The organism is Pseudomonas sp. N2-3-1-14 (assembly GCF_041228395.1).
Lineage (GTDB): Bacteria > Pseudomonadota > Gammaproteobacteria > Pseudomonadales > Pseudomonadaceae > Aquipseudomonas.
In genome coordinates this window covers 2,138,971-2,160,459 of the sequence record NZ_CP166199.1, presented here as the reverse complement: position 1 = coordinate 2,160,459, position 21,489 = coordinate 2,138,971, and the positions used below count along the sequence as shown (strand labels likewise).

At 60.8% G+C, this 21,489-nt stretch carries 20 protein-coding genes; 14 read left to right on the top strand and 6 right to left on the bottom strand.

Features of this window, described 5'->3' with window-relative positions; genetic code table 11:
• Positions 1-4 precede the first annotated feature (4 nt).
• The 4 genes from AB5I78_RS10105 to AB5I78_RS10090 are packed head-to-tail and all read left to right on the top strand — an operon-like array spanning position 5 to position 3,523.
• On the top strand, positions 5-925 hold the full coding sequence (locus tag AB5I78_RS10105; protein ID WP_369302628.1) for a metal ABC transporter substrate-binding protein: 921 nt from the start codon (positions 5-7) through the stop codon (positions 923-925).
• Complete coding sequence (locus AB5I78_RS10100) at positions 922-1,668, top strand: metal ABC transporter ATP-binding protein (protein WP_369302629.1); 747 nt, start codon at positions 922-924, stop codon at positions 1,666-1,668. The genes AB5I78_RS10105 and AB5I78_RS10100 overlap by 4 nt, the downstream gene beginning before the upstream one ends.
• The gene (locus tag AB5I78_RS10095) at positions 1,665-2,564 is read left to right on the top strand and encodes a metal ABC transporter permease (RefSeq protein ID WP_369302630.1); all 900 of its coding nucleotides are present in this window, start codon (positions 1,665-1,667) and stop codon (positions 2,562-2,564) included. The genes AB5I78_RS10100 and AB5I78_RS10095 overlap by 4 nt, the downstream gene beginning before the upstream one ends.
• Positions 2,564-3,523 carry a metal ABC transporter solute-binding protein, Zn/Mn family gene (locus AB5I78_RS10090; protein ID WP_369302631.1) on the top strand — a complete coding sequence of 320 codons (960 nt, stop codon included), beginning with the start codon at positions 2,564-2,566 and terminating at the stop codon, positions 3,521-3,523. The genes AB5I78_RS10095 and AB5I78_RS10090 overlap by 1 nt, the downstream gene beginning before the upstream one ends.
• A 395-nt stretch (positions 3,524-3,918) precedes the next feature.
• On the opposite strand, the gene AB5I78_RS10085 is transcribed toward AB5I78_RS10090, so the two are convergent.
• The gene (locus AB5I78_RS10085; protein ID WP_145165952.1) at positions 3,919-4,632 is read right to left on the bottom strand and encodes a UTRA domain-containing protein; all 714 of its coding nucleotides are present in this window, start codon (positions 4,630-4,632) and stop codon (positions 3,919-3,921) included.
• 353 nt (positions 4,633-4,985) lie between these two features.
• On the opposite strand from AB5I78_RS10085, the gene AB5I78_RS10080 reads away from it, so the two are divergent.
• The 6 genes from AB5I78_RS10080 to AB5I78_RS10055 all read left to right on the top strand — a co-directional run bounded on the left by AB5I78_RS10080 (position 4,986) and on the right by AB5I78_RS10055 (position 10,363).
• Positions 4,986-6,053, top strand: coding sequence for an ABC transporter substrate-binding protein (locus AB5I78_RS10080; protein ID WP_106580571.1), 1,068 nt, complete (start codon positions 4,986-4,988; stop codon positions 6,051-6,053).
• Between the two features lie 204 nt (positions 6,054-6,257).
• Positions 6,258-7,064, top strand: coding sequence for an alkaline phosphatase family protein (locus tag AB5I78_RS10075; protein WP_145165953.1), 807 nt, complete (start codon positions 6,258-6,260; stop codon positions 7,062-7,064).
• A complete protein-coding gene (locus tag AB5I78_RS10070) occupies positions 7,043-7,906 on the top strand; it encodes an ABC transporter permease subunit (protein ID WP_277933486.1) in 864 nt (287 codons plus the stop codon). Before AB5I78_RS10075 ends, AB5I78_RS10070 begins: the two co-directional genes overlap by 22 nt.
• Positions 7,893-8,693 carry an ABC transporter permease gene (locus tag AB5I78_RS10065; RefSeq protein ID WP_106580568.1) on the top strand — a complete coding sequence of 267 codons (801 nt, stop codon included), beginning with the start codon at positions 7,893-7,895 and terminating at the stop codon, positions 8,691-8,693. The genes AB5I78_RS10070 and AB5I78_RS10065 overlap by 14 nt, the downstream gene beginning before the upstream one ends.
• Positions 8,690-9,679 carry an ABC transporter ATP-binding protein gene (locus tag AB5I78_RS10060; RefSeq protein WP_065901349.1) on the top strand — a complete coding sequence of 330 codons (990 nt, stop codon included), beginning with the start codon at positions 8,690-8,692 and terminating at the stop codon, positions 9,677-9,679. Before AB5I78_RS10065 ends, AB5I78_RS10060 begins: the two co-directional genes overlap by 4 nt.
• A gap of 30 nt (positions 9,680-9,709) precedes the next feature.
• Positions 9,710-10,363, top strand: coding sequence for an HAD family phosphatase (locus tag AB5I78_RS10055; protein WP_145165955.1), 654 nt, complete (start codon positions 9,710-9,712; stop codon positions 10,361-10,363).
• A gap of 137 nt (positions 10,364-10,500) precedes the next feature.
• Here the strand turns inward: AB5I78_RS10055 and AB5I78_RS10050 are convergent, their stop codons facing one another.
• Positions 10,501-11,463, bottom strand: coding sequence for a zinc-binding dehydrogenase (locus tag AB5I78_RS10050; protein WP_369302632.1), 963 nt, complete (start codon positions 11,461-11,463; stop codon positions 10,501-10,503).
• 138 nt (positions 11,464-11,601) lie between these two features.
• On the opposite strand from AB5I78_RS10050, the gene AB5I78_RS10045 reads away from it, so the two are divergent.
• Both AB5I78_RS10045 and AB5I78_RS10040 read left to right on the top strand, forming a co-directional pair.
• Positions 11,602-13,683 (top strand): carboxy terminal-processing peptidase, encoded by a 2,082-nt coding sequence (locus AB5I78_RS10045; protein ID WP_242193608.1) that lies wholly within the window; start codon positions 11,602-11,604, stop codon positions 13,681-13,683.
• 118 nt (positions 13,684-13,801) lie between these two features.
• Entirely contained in the window at positions 13,802-15,571 is a 1,770-nt protein-coding gene (locus AB5I78_RS10040) for a bifunctional diguanylate cyclase/phosphodiesterase (protein ID WP_262210699.1), read from the top strand.
• Here AB5I78_RS10040 and AB5I78_RS10035 read toward each other — a convergent pair.
• The 4 genes from AB5I78_RS10035 to AB5I78_RS10020 form a co-directional block, all read right to left on the bottom strand.
• Positions 15,568-15,939, bottom strand: coding sequence for a hypothetical protein (locus AB5I78_RS10035; RefSeq protein WP_010565198.1), 372 nt, complete (start codon positions 15,937-15,939; stop codon positions 15,568-15,570). The genes AB5I78_RS10040 and AB5I78_RS10035 overlap by 4 nt on opposite strands.
• Positions 15,936-16,274 carry a helix-turn-helix transcriptional regulator gene (locus AB5I78_RS10030; RefSeq protein WP_119735601.1) on the bottom strand — a complete coding sequence of 113 codons (339 nt, stop codon included), beginning with the start codon at positions 16,272-16,274 and terminating at the stop codon, positions 15,936-15,938. Before AB5I78_RS10030 ends, AB5I78_RS10035 begins: the two co-directional genes overlap by 4 nt.
• Positions 16,275-16,370: 96 nt before the next feature.
• Complete coding sequence (locus AB5I78_RS10025; RefSeq protein ID WP_058420139.1) at positions 16,371-16,826, bottom strand: YkvA family protein; 456 nt, start codon at positions 16,824-16,826, stop codon at positions 16,371-16,373.
• 324 nt (positions 16,827-17,150) lie between these two features.
• On the bottom strand, positions 17,151-17,891 hold the full coding sequence (locus AB5I78_RS10020; protein ID WP_053255296.1) for an FKBP-type peptidyl-prolyl cis-trans isomerase: 741 nt from the start codon (positions 17,889-17,891) through the stop codon (positions 17,151-17,153).
• A gap of 247 nt (positions 17,892-18,138) precedes the next feature.
• Between AB5I78_RS10020 and AB5I78_RS10015 the strand changes: the two genes are divergently transcribed.
• Both AB5I78_RS10015 and AB5I78_RS10010 read left to right on the top strand, forming a co-directional pair.
• Positions 18,139-19,947, top strand: coding sequence for a di-heme-cytochrome C peroxidase (locus AB5I78_RS10015; RefSeq protein WP_369302633.1), 1,809 nt, complete (start codon positions 18,139-18,141; stop codon positions 19,945-19,947).
• On the top strand, positions 19,944-21,107 hold the full coding sequence (locus tag AB5I78_RS10010) for a catalase family protein (protein WP_369302634.1): 1,164 nt from the start codon (positions 19,944-19,946) through the stop codon (positions 21,105-21,107). Before AB5I78_RS10015 ends, AB5I78_RS10010 begins: the two co-directional genes overlap by 4 nt.
• Positions 21,108-21,489 lie beyond the last annotated feature (382 nt).

The window sequence follows — 21,489 nt, the reverse complement described above, 5'->3', positions numbered from 1 at the left end:
GCCCATGTCTATTTCATCTCCCCTGTTGCGCCTGTTACTGATCAGCCTGTTCAGTTTATTGCTGGCGCCTTTGGCGAACGCCGAGGCGGCCAAACGCCTGCGCATCGGCATCACCCTGCACCCTTATTACAGCTACGTGACCAACATCGTCGGCGACAAGGCCGAGGTGGTGCCGTTGATTCCGGCCGGTTTCAACCCGCACGCCTACGAGCCGCGCGCCGAAGACATCAAGCGCATCGGCACCCTCGACGTGATCGTGCTCAACGGCGTCGGCCATGACGATTTCGCCGACCGCATGATCGCCACCAGCGAGCGCCCGGACATCCCGGTGATCGAGGCCAACGCCAACGTGCCACTGCTGGCTGCCACCGGCAATGCCGCGCGCGGTGCAGGCAAGGTGGTCAACCCGCACACCTTCCTGTCGATCAGCGCATCCATTGCCCAGGTCAACAACATCGCCCGCGAGCTGGGCAAACTCGACCCGGACAACGCCAGGACCTATACCCAGAACGCCCGCGCCTACGGCAAGCGCCTGCGCCAGATGCGCGCCGACGCCCTGACCAAGCTGACCAGCGCGCCCAACCCCGACCTGCGCGTGGCCACCGTGCATGCGGCCTACGACTACCTGCTGCGCGAATTCGGCCTGGAAGTCACGGCTGTGGTCGAGCCCGCCCACGGCATCGAACCAAGCCCTAGCCAGTTGAAAAAGACCATCGACGAACTGCGCGCGCTGGATGTGAAGGTGATCTTCTCGGAGATGGATTTCCCGTCCACCTATGTCGAGACCATCCAGCGCGAATCCGGCGTGAAACTTTACCCGCTGTCGCATATTTCCTATGGCCAATACACGCCTGAGAAGTACGAAGTGGAAATGACCGGCAACCTCAACACCGTGGTGCGGGCGATTCAGGAGTCCGGGGCATGACGGCGGCGGAGCAACTGAAGGTGGCCAGCATTGGCCCGACGATCGAGTTCGACACGGTATCGCTGACCCTGGGCCGCACGACCATTCTTGACGGTGTGAGCTTGAAGGTAGAGCCGGGCAGCATCCATGCATTGGTAGGCCCGAACGGCGGCGGTAAAAGCTCGCTGATCAAGACCCTGCTGGGGCAAATGCCGCATCAGGGCCACTTGCGCCTGCACTGGCAGGCCACGCCCGGCACCATCGGGTATGTCCCCCAGGCGCTGGAGTTCGACCGTGGCTTGCCGATGACCGTCGACGATTTCATGGCCGCCATGTGTCAACGGCGCCCGGCGTTTCTCGGCCTGTCCAGGCACTACGCCGGGGCAATCGGCGAGGCACTGGAGCGGGTGGGCATGCAGGACAAACGTAAACGCCGCATGGGCGCGTTGTCGGGCGGCGAGCGTCAGCGTGTGTTGCTGGCCCAGGGCCTGATTCCGGCTCCGCACCTGCTGGTGCTGGATGAACCGATGTCGGCGCTCGATGAAGCCGGCATCCAGGTTTTCGAACGCCTGCTGAATGACTGGCGCCTGGCCGGGATTACCGTGCTGTGGATCGAGCACGACCTCGAAGCCGTGGGCCGCCTGGCCGACCGTGTGACTGGCCTGAACCGTCGCGTGCTGTTCGACGCCGCGCCGAAAGCGGCGCTGACACCCGATCGCCTGCTGACCCTGTTCTCCACTCACCCACGGAGCCCGGCACCATGAGTTATGAAGCGTTTAGTCTGATGGTCCAGGGCTGGGCCTCTTCCGGCTATCTGCCGCAAGCGCTGGCCTATGGGTTTGTGGTCAATGCCTTGCTCGCCGGCTTGCTGATCGGCCCGGTACTGGGTGGCCTGGGCACGCTGGTGGTGGTCAAGCGCTTCGCGTTTTTCTCCGAAGCGGTCGGGCATGCCGCGCTGACCGGCGTGGCCGTGGGCATTCTGTTAGGTGAACCCTATACCGGGCCGTATGGTGCGCTGTTCGGCTACTGCCTGCTGTTCGGCATCCTGCTCAATTACCTGCGCAACCGCACCGGCCTGGCGCCGGACACCTTGATCGGCGTGTTCCTCTCCGTGTCGCTGGCGTTGGGCGCGAGCCTGTTGCTGATTCTGGCGGGCAAGATCAACGTGCACATTCTGGAAAACGTGCTGTTTGGTTCGGTGCTGACGGTCAACGGCAATGATTTGCTGGTACTGGCCGTGGTGGGTTCGCTGGTGATGGCGCTGGCGTTGCCGCTGTACAACCGCATCATGCTGGCCAGCTTCAACCCGCAACTGGCTGCCGTGCGCGGCGTGGCGGTGAAGACCCTGGACTACCTGTTCGTGATTCTGGTGACGCTGATCACCGTGGCGGCGGTCAAGGTCATCGGCGCGATCCTGGTGGGCGCCCTGCTGGTGATTCCAGCCGCGGCGGCGCGCCTGCTGAGCCAGTCGCTCAAAGGTTTTTTCTGGGTGTCGGTCGTGATCGCCACCGTGAGCACGCTGTGCGGCATCTTGCTGCCGATCATCTTCGACCTGCCTATCCCGTCCGGCGCCGCGATCATTCTGGTCGCCGGTATCGCTTTCGCCTTCGCCGCCATCGCGCGCGGCACCGTGCCCAGCCTCAAAGGGAATCTTGGATAATGCGCCCTGTACTTCGCCCATTGGCCCTGGCCATCGCCTGTTTGATCAGCACCTCGGCGCTGGCGGCCGTTGACGGCTTTGAGCCCAGGGACTTCAAAGTCAACCTAGGCCTCGGCCATGCCGCCCTGACCAAGACCACCAAGCCGCTCAAGGTGCTGGCCTCGCTGCCCATCACTTACGGCTTGGCCGAGGTGCTGCTCAAAGGCACCGGCGTGAAACTGGAACGCGCCGCCCCCGCCAATTTGCCCGGCTCGCGGCAAGTGTCTTATTTCACCGGCCGTGGCGCACCCGCGTTGAATAGCCTGGCACTGGACGCCGACGCCGCCATCGGCCTGCGCTCGTTGTGGCCGGATGACCCGCTGTATCCGGTGGCGCGGCGCAGCAATATCCGCATCGTTGAAATCGACGCTGCGCGCCCGGTGGACGGCGGCCTGCCGGGCATTGCCGTGCAACCAGGCAGCACCGACGGGCTGAATAGCCAACCCTGGCAGTCAAGCAACAATATGGGGCGCATGGCCGATGTGATGGCCGCCGACCTGAGCCGGCTGGCGCCGAATGCCAAACCGACGATTGATGCCAACCTCGCCGCCCTCAAGCAACGCCTGCTCAAACTCAACGCCGACAGCGAAGCGCGACTGGCGCAGGCCGATAACCTGAGCGTGGTCAGCCTGAGCGATCACTTTGCGTACCTGGTCAGCAGTTTGAACCTGGAAGTGGTCAGCACCGATGCACGGCCGGACGCAGACTGGACGCCCGAAGCGCTACAGGGGTTAACCGCCAGTTTGAAAGACAGCGACGTGGCCGTGGTGCTGCACCATCGTCAACCGAGCGAAGCGGTGAAAGCAGCAGTGACGGCATCGGGTGCGCAGCTATTGGTGTTGAACGTCGACGGTACCGACCCGGTAGCGGAGCTGGAGACCAATGTGGATCAGGTGATCAAGACGCTGACGCCTGACTGACAGCGGGCATGTTGTGGCGAGCAGGCTTGTGTGGCGAGCGGGCTTGCCCCGCGTTGGGCTGCGAAGCAGCCCCAATAAAGCCACCGCGTTCCTTTCAGACAAATCCCCGTCGCAGCCCAACGCAGGGCAAGCCTGCTCGCCACACCAAACCCACCAGCCACCAAGTCACACCACATCCCCCCCACATGAATCGCATCATGCCGCCCAAGACGCTGATGCCGGACTGACCGCACGCGTGTTGTGGCGAGCGGGCTTGCCCCGCGTTGGGCTGCGAAGCAGCCCCAATAAAACCACCACGTTTCTTTCAGGCAAATCCCCTTTGCAGCCTGTGGGCCTGCTTCGCAGCCCAACGCAGGGCAAGCCTGCTCGCCACACCCAACCTGCCAGCCACCGGGTTACACCACATCCACACCTACATGAATCGCATCATGGCGCCAGAACTCCAGGTCGCAGTCGATCAACCGCTGGTGCTGGTCATAGTTGACCCGAGCAATGCGCAACCCCGGGCTGCCCACCGACACGCGCAACGCGGCGGCGGCTTCCACTGGCAGTGACGTCGGTACGATTTCAAAGCGCACGCGGCCATAGTGCAGGTCGTACTTGCGCGCATACAGTTCGGTCATCGACTGATTCAGATCACACGCCAGAATCCCCGGAAAATACTGCGGGTTCAGGTAGTGCTCCACATACAACACCAGGCGCCCATCAATGCGCCGGCCTCGGCAGATCTGGATCACACTCGACAGCGCCGGCAACTGCAACCACGCACACACCGCCGCCGACGCCGGTTGCAGCCGCGCAGAAATCACTTCGGTGGACGCCACCCGGCCCTGATCCCCAACCATCGCGTGGAAGTGGCTGCGTTGCATCAGGTTGTAGGCCAGCCGTGGCGGCGAGACAAACCAGCCACGGCGCTCTTCACGGTAAATCTGCCCTTGGGCTTCCAGCTGTAACAAGGCTTCCCGCACGGTAATGCGAGTGGTACCAAACAACTCGCTGAGCTTGCGCTCGGCGGGCAATTTACTCGCGGGCGGCAACAGGCCGTGGTCGATCTGCTCTTGCAGCGCCAGGCCGATGGATGTCACCGCCTTGATTGCCTCATCACGCATCAACGTTACCTATCTGGACTAGACCAGCACCGTTCAGGTGCACATACCGCTCCGTAAATGGGCTTTTGCTTCTGCTTGCCAGCCTAGGCATTACAGATGACCGACAGATGACAGTCCCTGTCCGCGCCCTGCACCACACCCTGCAATACATCGGCCAAGTCCAGGTCCTGCGGGCACTTGAGCATGGTCTACGCTAAGCCTGCACTGCGCGATAAAAGCGATTTAAAAACGACATCGACATGAAACTGTCATGCACCGAGCCTAGATTGGCTCAGGTATTGCTCTGACCTAGACCAACACCACCGCAAACGTTCATAAAAACGCCGCGTTGAAAACGCCCAAAGGAGCTTCGGATGAAAAAGCTTTTCCTGGCATCACTGTTAGGCTCGACCATTGCCATGTGCACCGCCGCCATGGCTGCTGATACCGATCTAAAGACTCTGGAAGCTGCCGCGAAAGCCGAAGGCGCCGTCAACAGCGTCGGCATGCCCGATGACTGGGCCAACTGGAAAGGCACTTGGGAAGACCTGGCCAAGACCTACGGCCTCAAGCACATCGACACCGACATGAGCTCGGCCCAGGAAATCGCCAAGTTCGCCGCCGAGAAAGACAACGCCAGCGCCGATATCGGTGACGTCGGCGCCGCCTTCGGCCCGATTGCGGTGAAACAGGGCGTGGCCCAACCGTACAAGCCGAGCACCTGGGCGCAAGTGCCGGACTGGGCAAAAGATAAAGACGGCAACTGGGCCCTGGCCTACACCGGCACCATCGCCTTTATCGTTAATAAAAAGCTGCTGCACGGCTCCGAAGCTCCAACAAGCTGGGCTGACTTGAAAACCGGCAAATACAAGGTTTCCATCGGTGACGTGAGCACCGCCGCCCAGGCCGCCAACGGCGTGCTCGCGGCAGCCCTGGCCAACGGTGGCGACGAGAAGAACATCCAGCCTGCGCTGCTGATGTTTGCCGACATCGCCAAGCAAGGCCGCCTGTCGCTGGCCAACCCGACCATCGCCACCATGGAAAAAGGCGAAGTCGAAGTGGGCGTGGTCTGGGACTTCAACGGCCTGAGCTACAAAGCCAAGATGGCCAACCCGGATGACTACGTGGTGCTGATCCCATCGGACGGCTCGGTGATTTCCGGCTACACCACCATCATCAACAAATACGCCAAGCACCCGAACGCCGCCAAGCTGACCCGTGAGTACATCTTCAGCGACGCCGGCCAGACCAACCTGGCGCGCGGCAACGCCCGTCCGATCCGTGCCGAGCACTTGACCTTGCCGGCTGACGTGCAGGCCAAGCTGCTGCCGAACGAGCAATACAAGAAAGTCACGCCGATCAAGGATGCCGATGCTTGGGAGAAGACCTCCAAGGCACTGCCGCAGAAGTGGCAGGAAGAAGTCATCATCAATATGCAGTAAGGCTTCAACCCACATTGGCTCTCCACTGGAGATCCAATGTGGAAGCGGCTTGTGTGGGAGCGGGCTTGCTCGCGAAAGCGGTGGTTCAGTGAAAGAAGTGCTGCCTGACACACTGCTTTCGCGAGCAAGCCCGCTCCCACATTTTTACCCGGTTCCTCCAAGAAAACCGAGCCAAGATTAATCCGTCGCGGAGCCCCAGCCCCTATGAAGCACAACGTCATCCTTGTGGTGCTCGACGGCCTGAACTACGAGGTTGCCCGACATGCCATGGGGCATCTCCAGGCCTATATCGGCGCAGGACGCGCAGCGCTTTACAAACTGGACTGTGAACTGCCGGCCCTGTCCCGGCCGTTGTATGAATGCATCCTCACCGGCGTGCCCCCGATCGACAGCGGCATCGTCCACAACCATGTCTCGCGCCTGTCCAACCAGCGCAGCATTTTCCATTACGCCACCGACGCCGGCCTCACCACAGCGGCGGCGGCTTACCACTGGGTCAGCGAGTTGTATAACCGCACGCCCTTTATTGCCGCACGTGATCGCCATACCGACGACACGGCGCTGGCGATCCAGCACGGGCATTTCTACTGGAATGACCACTACCCGGATTCGCACCTGTTCGCCGACGCCGAAAGCCTGCGCCGCAAACACGCGCCGAACTTCCTCGTGGTGCACCCGATGAACATCGATGACGCCGGCCACAAGCATGGCCTCGATACCTCGCAATACCGCAACAGCGCACGCTCGGCCGACATCATCCTCGCCGATTACCTGCAAGGCTGGCTCGACGCCGGCTACCAGGTGCTGGTGACCGCCGACCACGGCATGAACAACGATCGCTCGCACAACGGCCTGCTGCCCGAGGAGCGTGAAGTGCCGCTGTTCGTGCTGGGCTCGGCCTTCAACTTCGACCCTGCCGCTACCCCCAAGCAAACCGAACTGTGCGGCACTGTCTGCGAACTGCTCGGTGTGCCCCACGACAAACCTGTATGCCGGGAGCTGTTGAAGTGAATTCCCTAACCCGTGGCAAATGGCTGGCGATCCTGTGCCTGGTGCCCTTTGCGCTGTTCTTTATCGTGTTTGAAATCGCCCCGCTGGTGTGGGTGTTGATCAACAGCCTGCAATCGGAGGAGTCCGGCTGGGGCGTGGCCAACTTCATCAAGATCTTCAGTTCGAAGTTCTACCTGCAAGCCATCCAGTACAGCCTGGAGATCAGCTTCTACTCCAGCGTGTTCGGCATCATCATCTCGGTGCTCGGCAGCTATTCGTTGCGCCGCGTCGATGGGCCGTTGCGCAATTTCGTCACCGCCTTCGCCAACATGACCAGCAACTTTGCCGGCGTGCCGCTGGCCTTCGCCTTCATCATCCTGCTGGGCTTCAACGGCAGCATCACGATCATGCTCAAGCAGGCCGGGATCATTCAGGACTTCAACCTGTATTCCAAAACCGGCCTGATCATTCTGTACACCTATTTTCAGATTCCATTGGGCGTGCTGCTGCTCTACCCGGCCTTCGATGCGTTGCGTGAAGACTGGCGCGAGTCGGCCTCGCTGCTGGGCGCCAGCGGCTGGCAGTTCTGGCGGCACATCGGCTTGCCGGTGCTGACCCCTGCGCTGCTCGGCACTTTCGTGATCCTGCTGGCCAATGCGCTCGGCGCCTATGCCACGGTGTACGCGTTGACCACCGGCAACTTCAACGTGCTGCCGATTCGCATCGCGGCGATGGTCTCCGGTGATATTTCCCTGGACCCGAACATGGCCAGTGCCCTGGCCGTGGTGCTGGTGGCGCTGATGACCGTGGTCACCGTGGTTCATCAACTGCTGCTCAAGAGGAGCTACCATGTCTCGCGCTGAAGCCGGCTCGGCCTCCCTCTACCATCGCGTAGTGGTGTACCTGTTGTTTGCGATTTTGGTGTTGCCGCTGGTGGGCACCTTTGTCTACTCGATTGCCAGCAGTTGGTCAGCGACGATCCTGCCCGCCGGCTTCACGGTGAAATGGTATGTGCAACTGTGGAGCGACCCACGCTTTCTGGCCGCCTTTGGCCAATCGCTGCTGGTGTGCGTGGGTGCGCTGATCCTGTCGGTGGTGCTGATTCTGCCGCTGCTGTTCGTGGTGCATTACCACTTCCCTCGGCTCGATGCGCTGATGAACATCCTCATCCTGCTGCCCTTCGCGGTGCCGCCGGTGGTGTCGTCGGTGGGCCTGCTGCAACTCTACGGTTCCGGGCCGCTGGCGATGGTGGGCACGCCGTGGATTCTGATCGGCTGCTACTTCACCGTGGCCCTGCCGTTCATGTACCGCGCGATCACCAACAACCTGCAAGCGATCAACCTGCGCGACCTGATGGACGCCTCGCAATTGCTCGGCGCGAGCACTTGGCAGGCAGCAATCCTGGTGGTGCTGCCGAACCTGCGCAAGGGCTTGATGGTGGCGCTGCTGCTGTCGTTCTCGTTCCTGTTCGGTGAGTTCGTGTTCGCCAACATCCTGGTGGGCACCCGCTACGAAACCCTGCAGGTGTACCTCAACAACATGCGCAACAGCAGCGGCCACTTCACCAGTGCTGTCGTCATTTCCTATTTCTTCTTTGTGCTGGTGCTGACCTGGGCCGCCAATATCTTGAACAAGGACAAAAGCCAATGAGCTTCGTCAGCGTCCAACACCTGCAAAAAGGCTACGCCGGCACCCCGGTGTTCAGTGACATCAACTGCGAGATCGCCAAGGGCGAATTCGTCACCCTGCTCGGCCCGTCCGGTTGCGGCAAGTCGACTTTGCTGCGTTGCATCGCCGGCCTCACGTCGGTGGACAGCGGCAAAATTCTGCTGGATGGCCAGGACATCGTTCCCCTCAGCCCGCAGAAACGCCACATCGGCATGGTGTTCCAAAGCTATGCGCTGTTCCCCAACATGACCGTGGAGCAGAACGTTGCCTTCGGCCTGCGCATGCAAAAGGTCAACGCCGACGACAGCCACAAGCGCGTGCAGGAAGTGCTGCAACTGGTGGAGCTCAAGGATCTCGCCGGCCGCTACCCGCATCAAATGTCCGGTGGCCAGTGCCAGCGCGTGGCCCTCGCCCGCTCGCTGGTGACCCGCCCACGCCTGTTGCTGCTCGATGAGCCACTGTCGGCGCTGGACGCGCGGATCCGCAAGCACCTGCGCGAGCAAATCCGGCAGATTCAGCGCGAATTGGGGCTGACCACGATTTTCGTCACCCATGACCAAGAAGAAGCCCTGACCATGTCCGACCGCATCTTCCTGATGAACCAGGGCAAGATCGTGCAGAGCGGTGATGCCGAGACGCTCTACACCGCGCCGGTGGATGTGTTCGCCGCCGGTTTCATCGGCAACTACAACCTGCTCGACGCCGACAAGGCCAGCCAATTGCTGCAGCGCCCGATCAGTGGGCGCATTGCGATTCGCCCGGAGGCCATCGAACTGAGCCGCAGCGGCGAACTGGACGCACTGGTGCGCAGCCACAGCCTGCTAGGCAACGTGATTCGCTACCGCATCGAGGCACGCGGCGTGGAATTGGTGGTGGATGTGCTCAACCGTTCTGCCGACGACCTGCACCCGGATGGCCAGCGCCTGGCACTTTCCATCGACCCCAGTGCGCTGTGTGAAGTAGCCTGACGCCACGATTTATTTCAGAGAGCATGACGGATGGCATTGGTAATTTTTGATTTGGACGACACCTTGATCCACGGCGACTGCGCCACGCTGTGGAGCGAGCAGATGGGCCGCCTGGGCTGGGTCGACCCTGAGTCATTCATGCGCAAGAACAACGAACTGATGGACGCCTACGGCCAGGGCAAGCTGCGCATGGAAGACTTCATGGACTTCAGCCTGGAGCCAATGATCGGCCGCACGCCGGAAGAGATCGAGCACCTGGTAGAGCCATGGGTCGAGGACGTCATCGAGCCGCTGATCTACAGCGACGCCACCAAGACCATCGCCCGCCACCGCGCGAATGGCGACCGGATTCTGGTGATTTCCGCGTCGGGCACTCACTTGGTCAAACCGATTGCGGCACGTATCGGTATTGATGAAGTGCTGGGCATCGACCTGGATGTCAGCCATGGCGTGTACAGCGGCCATACCGTGGGCGTGCTGACGTACCGTGAAGGCAAGATCACGCGGTTGCTGGAATGGCTGGAGCAGGAAGGCGAGACATTGGACGGCGCGTATTTCTACTCGGATTCACGCAATGATTTGCCGTTGCTGCTGAAAGTGGATCACCCGCAGGTGGTGAATCCGGATCCGGTGTTGCGTGAACATGCGCAAAAGGCCGGTTGGCCGATTCATCACTGGGTGTGACTCTATTTAATTGAAATGCAATCAACGGTGGGAGCTGGCTTGCCTGCGATAGCGGTGTACCAGATGAAACATTCTTCACTGAGGCACCGCTATCGCAGGCAAGCCAGCTCCCACACTCACTGCATTTCAACTTGAGATCAGGCCAACGTCTCGTCAATCACCAACACCAATTTCCCCGAAATCTGATTGCTCGCCAACTCAGCAAACGCCGCCTCGGCATCCTTGATCGGGAAGGTCTTGGCCAGTTGCGGGCTCAAGCGTCCCTCGGCAAACAGCGGCCATACATGCTGGCTCAAGTCACTGAACAAGTCCGCCTTGAACTGATCGCTGCGGCTGCGCAGAGTCGAGCCGAGCAACTGAATGCGCTTGCCCAGCACCTGCGCCAGGTCGAGCTGCGCATCGCGCCCGCCCATCAAGCCGATCAATACCCAACGGCCGTCCAGGGCCAGCAGCTTGAGGTCCAGCGCGGCGTAGTTGCCACCCACCGGGTCAAGGATCACATCGAACGGCCCGAAATCGCTTAGCCCTTCAATGCCGTCAGTACGTACCACGCCGCCCTGGGCACCGAGTGCCTCGCAGTACGCCAGGCGCTGCGCCGAGCCGACGCTGACCCAGCACGGGCTGCCAAACGCCTTGCACAGCTGGATCCCCGCCGAGCCCACGCCACTGGCGCCGGCATGCAGCAAGACTTTTTCGCCGGGCTTGAGGCCCGCCAGCTGGAACAAATTCAGCCACGCGGTGCTGTACACCTCAGGCAATGCCGCCGCTTCGGTCAGCGACAAGCCTTCCGGCACCGGCAGGACGTGGCGCGCATCCACCACCACTTCTTCGGCCATGCCGCCACCGGCGAGCAATGCGCAGACGCGGTCACCGACCTGCCAGGACGACCCCGGCCCGACCTCACTGATGACCCCGGAGCACTCAAGACCCAGCACGTGGCTGGCACCAGGCGGCGGCGGATAGAGCCCGGCGCGCTGTAATAAATCGGCGCGATTAAGGCCCGCAGCCGCCACACGAATGCGAACTTGGCCTACATCGCAGGTAGGGCTGGGTTCTGTCAGCCACTCCACATGACCTTCAACGCCTTGCAATGCTTTCACAGTGCCTCCATAGTGAGTCTGGACTGAGCCCGTAGCTGTAGCGCCGGGCTTTTTGCATTATGCGACCGGATCATATGGAACCGGCTCCCTCAAAGACGGCCTAATATGCGTTATCAATTGCCCCCGCGTCGAATCAGCATGAAGCATCTGTTCCCCAGCACCGCCCTCGCTTTTTTCATTGGTCTCGGCTTCGCGTCGATGTCGACCAATACGTTCGCAGCCAACAGCTGGGACAACCTTCAGCCTGATCGCGATGAGGTGATTGCAAGCCTTAACGTCGTCGAGTTGCTCAAGCGTCATCACTACAGCAAGCCGCCACTGGACGACGCGCGCTCGGTGATCATCTACGACAGCTACCTCAAGCTGCTGGATCCGTCGCGCAGCTACTTCCTGGCCAGCGATATCGCTGAGTTCGACAAGTGGAAGACCCAGTTCGACGACTTCCTCAAAAGCGGCGACCTGCAGCCCGGCTTCACCATCTACAAGCGTTACCTGGACCGTGTCAAAGCGCGTCTGGACTTCGCCCTGGCTGAGCTGGACAAAGGCGTCGACAAGCTCGACTTCACCCAGAAGGAAACCCTTCTGGTGGATCGCAAGGACGCGCCTTGGCTGACCAGCAGCGCCGCCCTTGACGACCTGTGGCGCAAACGCGTCAAGGACGAAGTGCTGCGCTTGAAGATCGCCGGCAAAGAGCCCAAGGCCATTCAAGAGCTGTTGACCAAGCGCTACAAGAATCAGCTGGCACGTCTGGACCAGACCCGTGCCGAAGATATCTTCCAGGCCTACATCAACACCTTCGCAATGTCCTACGACCCGCACACCAATTATCTGTCGCCAGATAACGCGGAAAACTTTGATATCAACATGAGTCTGTCGCTGGAGGGCATCGGTGCCGTCCTGCAAAGCGACAATGACCAGGTCAAGATCGTGCGTCTGGTGCCGGCAGGTCCGGCAGACAAGACCAAGCAGGTTGCTCCGGCCGACAAGATCATCGGCGTGGCCCAGGCCGACAAAGAGATGGTCGACGTAGTCGGCTGGCGTCTGGACGAAGTGGTCAAGCTGATCCGCGGGCCGAAAGGCAGCGTGGTGCGCCTGGAAGTGATTCCGCACACCAATGCGCCGAACGACCAGACCAGCAAGATCGTGTCCATCACCCGTGAAGCGGTGAAGCTTGAAGACCAGGCCGTGCAGAAGCAGATCCTCAACCTCAAGCAGGATGGCAAGGATTACAAGCTCGGCGTGATTGTGATCCCGGCCTTCTACCTGGACTTCAAAGCGTTTCGTGCCGGTGATCCGGACTACAAGTCCACCACCCGCGACGTGAAGAAAATCCTGACCGAGCTGCAGAAGGACAAAGTCGACGGCGTAGTGATCGATCTGCGCAACAACGGCGGCGGTTCCCTGCAGGAAGCCACCGAGCTGACCAGCCTGTTTATCGACAAAGGCCCGACCGTGTTGGTACGCAACGCTGACGGCCGCGTCGACGTGCTTGAAGACGAGAACCCGGGTGCCTTCTACAAAGGGCCGATGGCGCTGCTGGTCAACCGTCTCTCGGCTTCGGCCTCGGAGATTTTCGCCGGTGCGATGCAGGACTACCACCGTGCGCTGATCATCGGCGGCCAGACCTTCGGTAAAGGCACCGTGCAGACCATTCAGCCGCTCAACCATGGCGAGCTGAAACTGACCCTGGCCAAGTTCTACCGGGTTTCCGGACAGAGCACCCAGCATCAGGGCGTGCTGCCGGATGTCGACTTCCCGTCGATCATCGACACCAAGGAAATCGGCGAGAGCGCCCTGCCTGAAGCCATGCCGTGGGACACCATCCGCCCTGCGATCAAGCCGGCGTCGGACCCGTTCAAACCGTTCCTGACGCAGTTGAAGGCTGACCATGACGCGCGCTCCGCCAAGGATGCCGAGTTTGTGTTCATCCGCGACAAACTGGCCCTGGCCAAGAAGCTGATGGAAGAGAAAACCGTCAGCCTCAACGAAGCCGATCGCCGTGCGCAGCACACCAGCATCGAAAATCAGCAACTGGTACTGGAAAACGCCCGCCGCAAGGCCAAAGGCGAAGACCCGCTCAAGGAACTGAAGAAAGAAGATGAAGATGCGCTGCCGACCGAGCCGGAAAAAACCAAGCCGGAAGACGACGCCTACCTGTCTGAAACAGGCCGGATCCTGCTCGACTACCTGAAGATCAGCAAGCAGGTGGCCAAGCAGTAAATGATGGCAGTTTAATGTGAATGCTCCTCGGAGTGTCATCATATAGACATCATTCTGTCGTGAAATGAAGGACCGCAGGCGCCAAGCCCGCGGTCCTTTTTTTTCGATCGAGATCGCCATGACCATGACCGAACAGCTGAATGCATTGGGCTCTATCCTGGCTCAAGGCAGTTTGCACAGCCTGTTCCAACCGATCATTTGCCTGTCCGAACGGCGCATCCTCGGCTACGAAGCCCTCAGCCGTGGCCCCTCCAATAGCCCATTGCACTCCCCGGTCGCGCTGTTTTCCGTGGCCAGGCATATCGGGCGCCTCAGTGAACTGGAAATGGCCTGCCGCGAAAGCGCGTGTCGACGGTTCAGCGAACAGAAACTGCCAGGCAAGCTGTTCCTGAATATCTCGCCGGAATCCTTGATGGAGACCGCGCATCAACCGGGGCGCACCTTGCAACTGCTGCGCGACGTCGGCATTCCCCCAAGCCTAGTGGTGATCGAACTCACCGAGCAGACCCCTACCGACGACTTCGATCTGCTGCAAACCGCACTGCACCATTACCGCGACATGGGCTTCGCCATCGCCCTGGATGACCTGGGCGCCGGCTATTCCAGCCTGCGGTTGTGGTCGGAGCTGCGCCCGGACTACGTGAAGATTGACCGGCATTTTATCGACGGCATCCATCAGGACGCGCTCAAGCGAGAGTTCGTCGGCTCCATCCTGCAAATCGCCAGGGCGTCGCGGGCACAGGTCATTGCCGAAGGTATTGAGTTACCCGAAGAATTGGCGGTGTTGACCGAGATGGGCGTGGACCTGGTCCAGGGCTACCTGCTCTGCCGCCCGCAGGAACAGCCGCCCCAGGAAGCACGCCTGATGCTGCCCAAGCAGGACAACGCCAATCTCGCCCTGAGCGAAGAAGGCAGCGACCTCAGTGCCCTGCTGAACGAGCAACCGGCAGTGGATCAGGACACGGCCACCGCCCAGGTGCTGGAGTCGTTCCGCCGCCAGGCCAATCTCAATTCGCTGGCGGTACTGGACGGGCGTGGCCACCCGGTCGGCATCGTGCACCGGCATTCGTTATCGGACGCACTGCTCAAGCCCTTCGCCACCGATCTGTTCGCACGCAAGCCCATCAGCCGTTTGATGAGCGATGACTTTTTGGCGGTTGAGTTGAGCCAATCGCTGCAGCAAGTCAGCCGCCTGCTGACCAGCCGCGCACGGCAACGAATTGAAGAGGATTTCATCATCACGCTCAATGGCGATTACCTGGGCCTGGGGCGGGTGATCGATGTGCTCAAGCTGATCACCGAGCTGAAGATCCAGCAGGCGCGTTACGCCAACCCACTGACGCTGCTGCCGGGCAACGTGCCGATCCAGCAATGCCTGACGCGGCTGTTGCAGCAACAACGAGAGTCAGTGATCTGCTACGTGGATATCGACAGCTTCAAGCCGTTCAACGATATCTACGGCTACGGGCGCGGGGATGAGGTCTTGCTGTGCCTGGCGCAATGCCTCAACGACCGGGTTGACCCCAGCCGCGACTTTGTCGGGCATATCGGCGGCGATGATTTTTTGCTGGTGCTCGGCCCACAGGATTGGCGCAAGCGCCTCAACCAGTTGCTGGATGATTTTCACACCCAGTGCCGACGCTTCTACCGCGCTGAACACCTCGACGCCGGCTGCTTTGTGGCATTGAACCGCCAGGGCGCGCGTCAGGAGTTCGCCTTGCTGTCGCTGTCGATCGGCGTGGTTCACTTATATCCACAGGCCTGTGGGCAACTCGATGCCAGCCAGTTGGCGGAGCTGGCCTCGCAGGCCAAGCACCACGCCAAGGATGTGGCGGGCTACAGCATTCATGTGATCGACAGCATGGACATGCTGGCCCAGGCGCTTTAGGCCTCGGCAGACTCCGGGTAATCGTATTCGAACACGCGCACTACTTCCGAGGCGTGCCAGGAGGCGGCGGCCACGCCATCGGACGGCCCGCTGAAACGCCCCAGGCGCTCCACGCATTCGAAGAAACCGGTACGCGGCAGGCGGCTGGCACCCTGGCTGATCACCAGTGAGCTGCGCAACGGCTGCTCGGCCTTGGCGTCCAGCGCGGCCAGGTGCTCAAGGGCGGCGGCCAGGGTCTGCATGGCCGGCGTGGGAAATTGCAGACGCTCCAGCAACGCGCGGTAGGTCAGCAGGTGACGCTGGCGGCGCGCCTGATCCAGTTCGTTGAGTAGTCCATCCCAGTGTTGACGGCTGATACGTAGGCTCAAGATTCATCCCTCCAACCTGCAACGCCCAATTCCCAGGCCAGGCTGCGGCGAATGGCGGCATCCGGCTGGCGTTCACCACTTTCAATCAATCCGAGATACGAGGGGCTGATACCCACGGTGCGGGCCAGGGTTTCGATGGCCAGTCCCCGGGTTTCACGCAGGCCGCGCAGGTCCGCGAGCGGGCGCAAAGCCTGATCGGGAGCGACCTGAGCGTCAGAAGAAGGAGGGAGTGCTGGTTGTTGCTGACCGGCGGCTTTTAGTAGCGCCTGATACTGGTCCCATGGCAACACCGCGTACTCGGGTTCGCCATTGCGTGAAATTATCTGAATATCCATGACTGCCCCGTAGGATAACAACACTCACTAAGTAAGCTCTTTCCTTAGGAGTGTAATCCTAACAGCCACAAAGGTCGCAGGGGGATAGCCGTGTGATCAGTTTTTTTGCGGGTTTTCCTCAGCCAGCAGCGCAGGCGTCGCAGGCAGGCGCTCAACCACTGCGAGCTTTTCCGGGCGCTGGGCGTCACGCCAGGCGCGAAAGGCGCTCAGTTCGCCGTCCAGGGTCTTCATGACCCATGCCAGCACCGCGATGTCATCGAGCATGCCAAATACCGGGATAAAGTCCGGGATCGCGTCAATCGGACTGAGGAAGTACATCAAGCCCGCCACCACTGAAATCAGCGCCTTGGGGCTGATCGCCCGGTATTCGCCGCGCCAGTAGGCCAGGCACAGGGCCTGAAGCAATTTGAGATCATCCTTGAGCTTACCCAGGCGGTTGCCCTGGCTTGAGCCTTTTGCGGCCACGGCAAACAGCAGGGTTGGCAAACGCCCACGGCCAAGCAGACGCGCGGCCATGGGCAAAAAACGGGTGAAATTGAACGGTGGTTTCATCTGTCACTCCAGTTCCAGGCGACATAAAAGGTTATCCACACAAATTGTGGATAACCTTGTGAACAGAGCCTGTTTTATCGGCTGAAAGCCACGGACTACAAGGCTTGCAGTCAGATCGGGCGTTTTTTGCGCACATAAAAAAAACCCAAGATTTCATTGACTTGGCGTTGATGTGCGGCTACCCGTGCTCGAGTCTTATATCAGACTGTTTCAGCTTGCAGGGGTTCGTTTGAATTTACGTGGGGTGTGGAATCACGCGGATTTGCCGGGCCGCAGATACGACAACGCCCCGTCGAAACGGGGCGTTGTCTGTTCAGGCGCCGATTACTTCTTGGCGGCTGGAGCAGCAGGTGCGTCAGGGGCTTCAGCCTTGGCTGGGTCCTTGATGCCCAGCAGTTCCAGGTCGAATACCAGCACGGAGTTGGCTGGAATCGCCGGGCTCGGGCTCTGAGCGCCGTAGGCCAGGTCAGACGGGATGTACAACTCGACCTTCTCGCCAACGTGCATCAGTTGCAGGCCTTCGACCCAACCCGGGATCACGCCGCTGACCGGCAGGTCAATCGGGCTACCGCGATCAACGGAGCTGTCAAAGGTCGTGCCGTTGGTGAGCTTGCCGGTGTAGTGAACAGTCACCACGTCGGTCGGCTTAGGCTGAGCGCCGTCGGCCTTCTTCACGATCTTGTACTGCAGACCGGAAGCAGTGGTCACTACGCCGTCTTTCTTGGCGTTTTCTTCGAGGAATTTCTTGCCGGCGGCTGCCGACTCTTCGCTCATTTTGGTCATACGTTCTTCTGCACGCTTCTGCAGTGCGGCAAACGCTTCAACCAGTTCGTCGTCTTTCAGCTTCTGTTCTTTCTTGCCGACGGCATCTTCGATGCCTTGGGCTACCGCTTTGGAGTCCAGGTCATCCATGCCTTCCTGGGCAAGACTTTTGCCCATGTTCAGGCCGATACCGTAGGAAGCTTTCTGCGCCGGGGTTTTCAGCTCTACGCTGGTCTGCGAATCACAACCCGCAAGTACCAGGCTAACCAGGGCCACCGCCGCCGCCAACCGATGCTGTTTCATGCTATTTCCTTGTTCGTGCGCCAAAAGGGCATTCGAGTAAAGTCGCGAGCTTATCAGGCGGCCACGACCAATGGCTACCGGCATGTGAGCAGGAAACTTCCGATAAGTTCACGTGTTTAAAAGCATTTTCATTCATGATGGAGGCCCGCGACGGATCGCGGGACTGCCTGCAACCAGGCTCATGGCCACTTGCCGCACCTATGGCGTAGTGGCATAACAACGCGACAACTCGACAAGGATAGTTATCTTGCGCATTTTTTCCCGTGTTTTGCTTCTGATATTGCTCGCACTCGGCCTGCTGCTGGCCGTCGTGCTCTATTACACCATCAACCCCAAGCTGCCCGACTACGTGCCCGTGCAGCAGGTGCGCTACCAGGATCAATGGAGTGCCGCCGATCGCCAGACCTACTACTTCACGCCTCAGGGCACTCAAGTGAAAGGCCTGCACTACGACTGGTTCACCGCCCTGGAGCTGCCGTTCTCCGAACAGCGTTTTGCCACGCCCGAGTACCTGGCGCGCTTTGGTTTTCTGGTCGACCCCAAGCAGGTCCCCACCGCGCAGAACCCCGGCAATCTGCCAGTCGGTTTTGCCCGCCATCAGAATGCCGGCAGCGCGGTTGAATACCTGGATATCACCTGCGCCGCCTGCCACACCGGCGAGCTGCACTTCAAAGGCCAGGCTCTGCGCATTGATGGTGGCTCGGCCCAGCACGTGCTGCCCTCCAGCGTGCCCACCTTGCGCGGCGGCAGCTTCGGCCAGGCACTGGTGGCCAGCCTGGCCGCCACCTATTACAACCCGTGGAAATTCGAGCGCTTTGCCCGCCAGGTGCTGGGGGAACGATACGACGCCGAACATGGCCAGCTGCGTCAGGACTTCAAACGGTCGCTCAACCAGTTCCTCAAAGTCGCCTGGAATGACACCCACCGCGGCCTCTACCCCACCGAAGAAGGCCCGGGCCGTACCGACGCGTTTGGCCGCATCGCCAACGCCAGCTTTGGCGACGCAATCTCGCCGGACAATTACCGCGTTGCCAATGCTCCGGTGGACTACCCGCACCTGTGGGATATCTGGACCTTCGACTGGGTGCAATGGAACGGTTCGGCCCAGCAACCCATGGCGCGCAACATCGGCGAAGCCCTCGGCGTCGGCGCGACACTGGACTTCTTCGACAGTGCCGGCCAGCCCCTTCAAGGCGAAGCGCGCTACCCTTCCAGCGTGCGCGTGCGTGACCTCAACCTGATCGAAGAAACCCTGCAACGCCTCAAGCCGCCCACTTGGCCGGAAGACTTGTTCGGCGCCATCGACAAACCCCTCGCCGCCCAGGGCCGCGGGTTGTTCGCCGAGAACTGCGCCGGTTGCCATGTGCCCGCCGTCAGCCAGGTCAATGGCCGCCCGGTGCAGCAGTTGAAAATGCTCCCCGTTGAATACATCGGCACCGACCCTGGCACCGCCAGCAACATCGCCGACCAACGCTACGACCTCAGCGCGCTGCAATGGGACCCGGCGGAACTGGCCAGGCTCAACGTCGAACTGCACCCCACGCCGACCGCGCCGCTGGACCTGCACAATATGTCGGTGGCGCAAGGCCTGGCCTACGTCACCGCCTTTGTCGAAGACCACGCTTACCGCGCCGCCGGCGTGACCCCGGCCGAGCGGCCAGGCCTGGACGGTTTCGGCCTGCCTATCGGTGTGCGCGAGGTGCGTGCCTACAAAGCGCGGCCACTGGCCGGCGTGTGGGCCACGCCGCCCTTCCTGCATAACGGCTCGGTGCCGACGATCTACCAATTGCTCTCGCCTCAGGACGAGCGCAGCACCACTTTCTATAAAGGCACGTTCGCCTACGACCCGCGCCACCTGGGCTTTGAAACGCAGGCGTTCAAGAATGGCTTCCTGTTCGATACCAAAGTCACCGGCAATCACAACAGCGGCCACGAGTTTCGCGCCGGCCAACGTGGCAATGGCGTGATCGGCCGCGGCCTGCAACCGCAGGAACGCTGGGCGCTGCTGGAATACCTCAAAGTACTGGGCGGCCCGCTGGAGCAACAGTTGCCATGAATATCCGATCTGACTACAAGGAATCTTCGATGCTCGCGCGTCTGTGGCTGCGCCTCGGCGCGTTTCTGGGTAAAACCCTGTTATGGCTGGTGGGCCTGGGGCTGCTGGGCTGGCTGATCGCTGCCGCCTGGTTTGCCTGGCAGCACAGCGGCCCGGTGTCGACGGACGAGCAGATCCCGCCCGGTGAAGCGGCCATGACCCAGGGCATCATTCAGACGGCCGTGCGCATCGTCGATCAGCACCGCGAAGGCACGCGCTACCTGCGCGATGCGCATGCCAAGGCTCACGGCTGCGTGAAGGCGCAAGTCAGCGTAGTGGCGGATCTTGACCCGGCATTGCGCCAAGGGGTGTTCGCCGAGCCGGGCAAAACCTGGCAGGCACTGATGCGCCTGTCCAATGGCAATGCTTATCCGCAATTCGACAGCATCCGCGATGCGCGGGGCATGGCGATCAAGTTGCTGGATGTTCCGGGCAAACAGTTGATGGCGGATCAGCAGGCGCGCACCGAACAGGATTTCGTGATGTTCAGCCATCCGAATTTCTTTGTCAGCGATGTGGCGGAGTATGCGCAAAACATCGGCGCCCAGGCCGACGGCAAGAAGGTCCTGGCGTTCTTTCCCAAGGCAGACCCGCGCAGCTGGCAGGTGCGCCATTTGTTTATCGCGCTGGCCACACTGTCGCCTGCCCCGGCCAGCCCGACGCAGACGACTTACTTTTCGGTGTCGCCCTACAAGTTCGGCGCAGCCAATGCCAAGTTTCGCGTAGCGCCTGACCCGCTCAGTTGCCCTGAGTATGTGTTGCCCAAGCAGAACCAGGACCTGCCGAACTTTCTGCGCAGTGCCTTGAGCCAGCAGCTGTCGACCGACCGTGTGCCGGCGTGTTTTGTGTTGCAGGTTCAGCGGCAGAATCCACAGAAATTCATGCCGATTGAAGACACCAGCATTGAATGGAAGGAGAGCGATGCGCCGTATGAGACCGTGGCGAACGTGCGGGTTGAGGCGCAGGATTTTGATACGCCGGCGTTGAATCTTGCTTGTGATAACCAGTCGTTTAATCCGTGGTTTGGGCTGGAGGCGCACCGGCCGATTGGGGGGATTAATCGGTTGCGTAAGGCGGTGTATGAGGCTGTGAGCGACTATCGGCATAGTCGTAATTTGTGAGGTGTCGGGTATGGGTTGCGCCCTTACGGCGGGTCACGTTGGAAAAGCCCCAAAGTGACCAAAGGGCTCTTGCCCCACCACTCGGCACCTCGCTCACGCTTCGGTGTGCCTGAGCTCAAAAGCAGATCAAGATCAAAAGCCGACCTGAGTGGTAGAAGCGGAGCCGAGGCGGCCTGACAGCCGACCTGATCTTGAAAGCTGAACTCAATCAAATGTGGGAGCTGGCTTGCCTGCGATGGCATCAACCCGGTGTACCTGCTGGACCGAGGTGTCTGCATCGCAGGCAAGCCAGCTCCCACAGAAAAGCAAAAGCAGTGCGGTGCTGGCGGCTGAACTCGCTCCCACATTTGGAGCTCTGTGCATCAGATAGAAGTGTGTTGCT